Origin of the sequence: Lewinella sp. (assembly GCF_050633125.1) — a bacterium.
GTDB lineage: Bacteria > Bacteroidota > Bacteroidia > Chitinophagales > Saprospiraceae > Lewinella.
Map to the genome: position 1 here is coordinate 62,308 of NZ_JBOEFX010000079.1, position 8,485 is coordinate 70,792.

The 8,485-nt window shown below is 46.1% G+C and carries 4 protein-coding genes; all 4 read right to left on the reverse strand.

Annotated elements, in window-relative coordinates; all coding sequences use genetic code 11:
• Positions 1-9 precede the first annotated feature (9 nt).
• A complete protein-coding gene (gene uxaC / locus ACRBG0_RS17460) occupies positions 10-1,428 on the reverse strand; it encodes a glucuronate isomerase (protein ID WP_431488148.1) in 1,419 nt (472 codons plus the stop codon).
• A gap of 110 nt (positions 1,429-1,538) precedes the next feature.
• The gene (locus ACRBG0_RS17465) at positions 1,539-2,297 is read right to left on the reverse strand and encodes a rhamnogalacturonan acetylesterase (RefSeq protein WP_431488149.1); all 759 of its coding nucleotides are present in this window, start codon (positions 2,295-2,297) and stop codon (positions 1,539-1,541) included.
• Between the two features lie 110 nt (positions 2,298-2,407).
• Positions 2,408-7,240, reverse strand: a complete 4,833-nt coding sequence (locus ACRBG0_RS17470) for a pectinesterase family protein (protein WP_431488150.1) — start codon at positions 7,238-7,240, stop codon at positions 2,408-2,410.
• Between the two features lie 72 nt (positions 7,241-7,312).
• The coding region (locus ACRBG0_RS17475) for a T9SS type A sorting domain-containing protein (protein ID WP_431488151.1) at positions 7,313-8,485 on the reverse strand (1,173 nt) is incomplete at its 5' end.

Genomic DNA, 8,485 nt, shown 5'->3' on the forward strand with positions numbered 1-8,485 from the left:
TTGTTGTTTTTAATAACCAAAATAATTCTTGGCATTGCGGTAGCAGATATCCGATACAATTCCACCCAACCACTCGGTGTCATTGGGCAACTCTCCGTTGTGTACATCACGACCGATGAGATTACAAAGCAAACGACGGAAGTACTCGTGCCGAGGGAAGGATAGAAAGCTTCTGCTATCCGTCAGCATCCCTATAAAGCAGCTCAACAAGCCCATATTCGACAAGGCATTGAGCTGTTTTTCCATCCCATCCTTTTGGTCTAAAAACCACCAGGCTGATCCAAACTGCATCTTGCCTCGGATAGAACCATCATTGAAATTTCCAATCATGGTACTCATGACTTCATTGTCGCGAGGGTTGAGGTTATAAAGAATGGTCTTCGCTAATTTATCTTCCGTATCCAGACGATTCAGAAACTTAGCCAATGCACTGGCCTGCTCCCAATCGCCAATACTATCGAAACCCGTATCGGGGCCTAGCTGGCGCAACATCCGACTACTATTGTTGCGTAAAGCTCCCAGGTGGAATTGCTGTACCCAACCCAGCTCGGCATACAAGCAGCCAAGGTGGTAAAGCGTAGCCGACATAAACTTTCGAGCCTCTTCGTCGGAAATACTTCCGCCATTTAGGCGCTTGGTTAAGATGGTATTGACTTCACTTTCCGTAAAATCTTCCGCATAGATTTGCTCCAAGCCATGGTCTGACAATCGGCAACCCTGCTCATGAAAAAATTGCATCCGGTCTTTTAGCGCCTGCAATAAATCTGTAAAGGATTTGATATCCGCACCAGCAACACCACCTAGTTTTTCAATATAGGCAGGAAACTGTTCTTGCTGAATCAGGATAGCTTTGTCCGGGCGGAAGGCTGGTAACATTTTGATGTCCATCCCTTCTTCTCGTACCTGCTGGTGGTAGCGTAAATCATCCAGTGGATCATCCGTAGAGCAAACGACTTTCACGTTCATCTTGCGCAACAGGTTGCGAGTGCTGTACTCATCTGTTTGCAAAAGCCCGTTGCATTGCTCGTAAATACGCTGACTGCTCGCTGAATTGAGGAGTTCAGTGACGCCAAAATACCCTTTCAATTCAAGGTGAGTCCAATGAAAGAGAGGGTTTCTGATCGTAAACGGTACTGTTTGAGCCCATTTCTGAAATTTCTCTTCATTAGTGGCATCACCAGTAATAAACTTTTCGGGTACACCCATCGTGCGCATCGCCCGCCACTTATAGTGGTCACCTTTCAGCCAAACGTCTGTAAGGTTTGTAAACTTTTTATCATCAGCAATCTCATCTGGTGGTAAATGATTGTGGTAATCGATAATCGGTTGCTTGGCCGCAAACTCATGATAGAGGATTTCCGCAGTGGAATTTTCCAGCAAAAAATTATCGTCAAGAAAAGGCTTAATACCCTGGTCCGTAGTTTGCATAGTTGTTGTTTACCATCAATAGTTGTCCACAATATTCTATTTTTCTTTAAGGTTTCAGCATTCAATATCTACCATAATACTAGCCGCAATTCACTTTTTATGGGAAAAAGCTATTTCAAATGAGATTCCAGCGGCATTTTCATTGCTTTGATTGCCGAGATCACTAAATCTGCGTAGGCTGTTGCTCCTTTTAAGTTTAAATGGGTGTCATCCTGTTTTCCTTCTGGAAATTTATCATACTCACCAGGGGCTACCCATAGGTAAGTTCCCTTGGATTCATCTGGCCCCAGAGCAATAACATAGTCCTCTGTCAGTAACTGCATATCGATAAAAGGAACGTCCATTTGCTCCGCAACCGAGCGGGCTACAAAAGGATAAGCCCCATGGGTATCTACAAGCGTACCTTGCTCATTGAATTTCCTGCGAACAATAGAAGATAAAATAACGGGATAGGCTCCTTTGGCCTTTGTTTCCGTTACATATTTTTGAAGATTTCTGCGGTATCCTGTCCAGGGGTTCGTATAACGGGACGAATCAGCAGTTTTCTGATCATTATGGCCAAATTGGATGAAAACGTAATCGCCTGATTGTAACTTTTCCAATACTACTTTCCAACGTCCTTCGGTGATAAAACTTTTGCTACTCCGCCCATTGACGGCATGATTTTCGATTTTCACCGATGGTTTAAAAAAAGTAGGCAACAACTGCCCCCAGCCTCTTTCTGGGTTCTCCTCTGGTGTACCGGGCTTATTGGCCATCGTAGAATCTCCTACCAGATAGATGGTAATTGAATCCTGCTGGGTATAAAAAGCGGTACTCATCAAAGCGCCCATTACGGCGACGATCAGGATTAATTTATTGGTTTTCATAGTCTCCTAATTTTACTGATTTAGATTCCCCTCCCATTTTGGGAGGGGAATTAAAAGTGGTTCATACCAGCATTTCGTCAAAGACAAAACACCGTTATTAAAAGGGGCAATTAATGCGTAATTACCTTCACCGCTTTCTGCCCGTCAGGGGCATCAACTGCAACCACCCAAAAACCACCGGGCAGGGTAAAGCTTACATCAGAAGCGGTTTCGAAAACCTTGTAAAGCACACCATTCAGGCCGTAGACCCGGATAAGCGTGCTGTCCGTTACTGCTGAAACATAAACGCGGTTTTCGTAAGCATGCACTTTCACTGCCGTAGTAGGCACCAGTGGGTTTACGCCAACCACATCTTCTTCAATAAGCATCGGTAATGGATCCCAACCGTCATTACCTTTGGTAAAATTGAAGGTCGTAATATCCGTACCATCCAACAGCTGAGGCTGGGTCAACAGTGTTGACCAAGAAGCTCTAAAGGGACTGTTGTCTGCTCCTGAATTCTCGACGGTACCGATTTCGTACATACCTGCCGACTCTCCACCCAGCGTATTTTGCCAACCTAATGGAAAGATAAGGGACTGTCCTTCATAGCCAGGATAATCAGAGGTTTCGATGATCGTATTATAAAAAACAACTTCACTCGTTGTGGCTTGCCAAGGGCGTCCAAAATAGCCCGGCTTAGAGCGTGTCATAGAAGCTGACTCTGTTCCAGGCAGGGCTGAGTTGACGGTACATTCGTACATCAAATAACCCCGACCACCACCTTGCTGAGCAGCAGTAATGTATGCCTGATCACTACCCACATCGCTGGTATTCATCGTTAGTTCGGTCTTGTAGAATACGGCAGTCATACCGCCAAAGAGGTAATCTACCGCACCCATCATGGAGCCTTTGTATACCACAACTCGCGAACCACTCCCCCCATAGAAGGAATCCTGGCGGCCAACTACGCGGCATTTATTCAAGACCACCTTATCGGTATTATTGACCACAGCAATAGCTGCACCTCTTTCTACAAAGCTGCGGTCTTGTACATCGGTATTGCCGTAATCCGTAGGGCGTTCGCCGCGGCTGCCAGAAGTCCACATAACGACGATGTCCTGCGATTCCTTTTGGGAAATATACTGATTGAAAGAATTTTCAAAGATGATATGATCAGCTATGAAACCTTCCGCTGTCACCACTACCGTGGCATTCCAGTAAGAGCCATTTGTTGTGCCAGCACCGGCGTTCTCGTAAGAAAGATAGCCGTTCGCTTGGTTCACATTCAGCACATCTGCATTCCACTTCTGATCGTTGCCCATGCTGTAATAATCGTAACCATGACCGTAGTAGGCCGTTACTCTTACGGCACCTTCTGCTATATCCACGCCCTGGTTGAGTAGATCAATATTGGGCAGTGCCGCAGCATTTTCCAGGGTGATGTTGGGCTCATCAATGACGAGCATTTCCTCATAATTACCTGGATCTACCAAGATCGTTACGCGGTCTTCGTCATTGCGATCCATACGACGGATAGCGGCGAGCGCCTCATTGATAATTTGGTAATCCTTGTCCACACCAACGGTGATGACAGCGCTATAGGGCAAAGTCTGCTCTACTGAAATATTGGTAAAGTAAGTCGTACCTGCACCACTTCCAACAGTAATGGTCACGTAACCAGGTTCGACACCAGGGTAAACATAATCGGTTTGTTCAAAAATGCTGGTACTTTGGCTATTGGTTGTAATTGCAGCACCGCCATCCAGCGAAAAATCTGCGGTATAGTAGTACTGAACAGTAACCGTTTCGCCCGGATTAGCAGGCACTTGAATGGTAGCACCAGGGTTGGCAGCAAGGTGCCCCTGGTTCGGTGAGTTGTAAACCGTACCCGTAAAGAGTAGCCCTTTGTAAGTAGGGTCTCCGTTGACAATCTCCCGGTCGTTGAATGGCCAGTTGGTTACGGGACCAAAAGTGAGAACTTTCGTAACATCACTTTGAGCTACCATCAAATTCGAAGTTAAACCTAATTCCACAGGGTAAGCATCTACCCCTCCTGTCGTGATGGTGTAAGTTCCATCACGTAAGCTGATTCCACTAACTGAAGGGTAGTCATACACATATCCTTCCTCGTAAAGATTGCTGAAGCTAAGGCTCAAGTCAGCCAATTGCTCTGCTGTCAAGTTTTGGGCATCAATGGTCACATTATACACCGGTTTTGCGGCAAATTCCAGATCAGCATCGGTAACTGCTCCTTCAACAATTATGGTATCAACCATTAGTTCGTAATCGTTGATGCCTTCTGCTACAATCGTGTACAGGATATTAGGCTCTAGTTCGACCGAATAAGTAGCAGCACCCGCATCAATGATCGGCGCTGGCACAAAAATAGCGCCTGCACCTGGGTCAGCTTCATAATTCAAAACGAGGTTGGCTATTTCGCCATCAAGCCCCATAATGGAACCGGATACCGTATAAAGATTCACACCAACAATTGTAATATCATGTACCGTCGTCGTTTCCGACACTTCAAGGGAGGTGCCATTATCGATAATATAGCCATTGGCCCCGGATAGACTCAACTCATAAGTATAAGTTGCTGGAAGCGTCATTTCATAAGCACCATCGGTAACAGAAGTTGTCCATACTTTTCCTGCCTCGTTGGTAAACACGATAGTATAATCAGTAGGAATACCAGCAGCCTGGCTCACATCTATAGCTCCAGTGAAGTCTATATAGGTCGCGTCTTTTCTGCTCACACGATAATAACTGGGTTTGCCTTGGGTATCGAAAACATGGTAAGTACCTGCTGCTTTGGCAACAAAGTTTAACTCTGTCAGATCACTAGAAATAGGCACTATATCAGTTTGTGCTTCCGGATCAGCAACATACTCAAAGTTGATAGTACCACCAGCATCAGTTTTGGAGATAATGGTAACCTCATCGTCTTCACTGAGGGTCAGGCTCAGATAGCGGCCAGCATTACCGCCAGAGTTTACGTATATCCGGCCTGTGTGGCCACCAGCATCGCTGATATTTTCGTCGTAACGGGTAAGATTGGTATTAACTGTTCGCAAACGATCATTTCCACCCCCAAACCAGGACAATGCGCCTGCGTTGAAGTTTGGAAGCGTATTGCCCGCACTGCCTACTGTAATTGCAGGATCGTACCAATCATTGATCAGCATTTCATCCAGTTGATTGTTGTAAAGCATGGTATCGAGTTGTTCGGCACCAAAGTCCCAAACATCTGTCTTGCCATTGGAGGTTACTACCTCGGCAGCGTTTTCAATATTCAGTCCATGAAGGTAAATTTCTGCCGTTGGAAAGCCCTCACTAAGTAATGTAGCTGTCACTAGTCCGGCAGGGCCGGTATAAGCGAAACTTACAGGCAAACCATCATCGCCACCGATATTTTGGCCAGCAATAGCGCCCAATACACTACCTCCGGCATCCGTGAATTCAAGCTCGGCATCAACGGCAGAACCATAAGTATCGACAATAAAAGTGATGATAGCATCTCCCGCCACGATCATGTCAAAGCTATTGCCCGAAAAGAATACTCCACCGTGGCTGGAATCATGGTAACCAAACTGCTGGGCTTCTTCTTCTGTATTGCTATTGATAGTCAACAGACCATCATGTGAAATATAGGTTTGATAACGAAGCGCCTGATAACTGACTTGAGGCATTTCCGAACCATCGGCAAAATTGTAGGTATAGGTTACGCCTGGTTCCGCTTCCGGGGTGAGGCTGCTATCACTTACTTTGATCAAGAACCCGACAGGGTCGGTATCTGCGTCCGTAAAGGTTACCAGCAAAGAATCTCCCGTTGAGATAACCGTATCAATACTGGTAGAAAAGGTAGGTAAGTAGAAGGCAAGCTCTTCGCCTGCCAGATCAATAGATATTGTAGCTTCCGTAGGCGTTGCACTAATGATTAGCCCTTCACTGACAGCAACGGTTGCATTACTGGTTGCGTCTTCGCCTGTTTCCAAGTTGATGACAACATCATTGACGGTGATGGTACCTGACTTTTGTACAAAAGGAGTGAGCGTCACCTCGTAAGGCACCGGCACTGTTTCAATATAAGGGACATAGTTAGTCCCGGTAAAATCCAAGGTCACAGTACCTGCATCGCCTACGTAAAGGAAGTCTACAGTAGAGCCGTCATTACCAAAATTGCCTACTGTTGCGGCAGCTTGGCTGCTAACATCGAAAGCACCATCAGGGCTGGAAACCGCGATTGTGCCGTTGGAATAAATACTACCACCAACGCGGATGGTGGTGTTGCCCGCTACTTGAAGTACAATTTGATTACCCTCCTTGAGGATGGAGCCGTGCTGTGCACCATTGTATCCATAAGCATTACTGGGCCCTACCAAAACATCGACCAGCCCAAGGTGGACATCCTCCGTTCCCGTTGTTGAGATTGGAATAATACTGCCGTCTCGGAAATCGTAGTAGTAAATAATATTTTCTTCAGCTGTTGCGAATTCAATACCCGACTGTGCTGGAATTACTTCCAATGTTGGTAAGTAAAGATCGTTGCCAGAACCCGCAGTCAACAAGAAATTCAGGGCTGCGGCATCGCCAGTATACACAAAATCATAGGTGTCGCTCAAATCATTAGCAACCATGGTATTGTGGGTACCCAGATCGCCGCTTTCGGCAGCTGTTCCTACCATATTGAGGCCGGAATATTGTGATCCTAAAAAGCGGAGGGTGCTACTGCCAGCTACACTGACACCAATCTCTCCGTCCACTTTCATATTCAAGCCATATTGCGTACCGTGGTGGCTGTAAACGCCCGCTAGTGTAACTAGTCCATCTGGGCTTTCTGCCGCACCAATGATGGCTCCATCCCGAAAATCGTAAAGAGTAGCGTTTGTTATCTGGGCTTGCCCCAGGTGGCTAAAAAGAAGTAGCAAACTACTGCATAAGAGTAATAGTTTCTGTTGCATAAAGGCATAGAAATTTAGGGCTTGGTTTGAGTGACTCAAAACAGGCAGTTAAGAAAAATGGAAAAGGAAATCTTACCTGTTTACATTCAATTTCTGGGTATAAGTAGCTGTCCCTACCTGCATACTCACCAAGTAAGTACCTGAGGGCCATTGTTGGGTATCCAACAAGTATTGGGGGGAGCTTAGACGCAATTCGTTTTCAACAAGCATTATGCGTCCGAGGCTGTCATAAACTTTTAGTGTAAAGGCTTGCTCTGGCAAGGCATCCCATTGCAAGATGGTCTGATCCCGAGCGGGGTTTGGATAAATCCGTAAGGCTTGATCCTGAATTCCCAGGTCATCCGCGGCGTTGACGGTTTCGTAATCAATAATGATCCTCCCTGTATCCACACCGCCTTGAGTGTCTACCAGTAAATAGAGGATAGTGTCTATGCCCGAGGCATTGGCCGGAGGGAAATAGTAAATATTATTGAACCTGATTGTCGCTGAGCCGGGAGGGTCATTGGCCAATTGGGCGATGCGTAAGTCACCATTGTCTTCGTCCAGATCGTTGTCCGTAGCAGAAATGGTAAGCGCACCAGACAGACCTCCGTAAAGGATAATGTCATCTACTGCTACAGGAGATATATTGTTCTCTGGATTGAAAGGGCCAGCTTCGTTCATCACCAGTGCGGGCACATCCCATGTGGGGGTAGGTTCGTAAGCATAAAAATCACCAGGAGTAAAGGCTTCTCCTTCAGAGATTTGATTCCCGGTGCAATACTCATAAAGGTTATTGATAGCTACCAAATCAGCATCTTCCAATCCCAACCCTTGGTCTTCAATTTCATGAGGATCCTTTGAGTTGCGGAAGTAAGTACTTTCAACCACCACATCTGACTCGAAGCGTGCAGCAGCACAATAGGAGTCAATCTCTTCGTAGTAATTATTGAAGATATGAACATCTCCAAAACGCACACGTGGGTTTCTCTGATTTAGGCCTTTATCTACTGTTCCGTCATACCAGCAATGGTGGAAAGTCACCCGCAGGTGATCACGGCATTCGATATCATCATTGCTGCTACCGATCAGCGTCACTTTGTTGTGGTCGCTGAATTTGGTATTAGAAACGGTGATATAATCTGCGATCTTACCATTGCCACTACGCACATCCAACAGTCCATCAGCGCCAGCCCATAGCCAGCAGTGATCTACCCAGACATTGACGCCGTAGATCGTCATACAATCGGTACTGTGCGTTGTACC

Bases quoted from the DNA above. Each gene is read 5' to 3' on its own strand.
- uxaC (WP_431488148.1), bottom strand. From the start codon at position 1,428: ATGCAAACTACGGACCAGGGTATTAAGCCTTTTCTTGACGATAATTTT.
- ACRBG0_RS17465 (WP_431488149.1), bottom strand. From the start codon at position 2,297: ATGAAAACCAATAAATTAATCCTGATCGTCGCCGTAATGGGCGCTTTG.
- ACRBG0_RS17470 (WP_431488150.1), bottom strand. From the start codon at position 7,240: ATGCAACAGAAACTATTACTCTTATGCAGTAGTTTGCTACTTCTTTTT.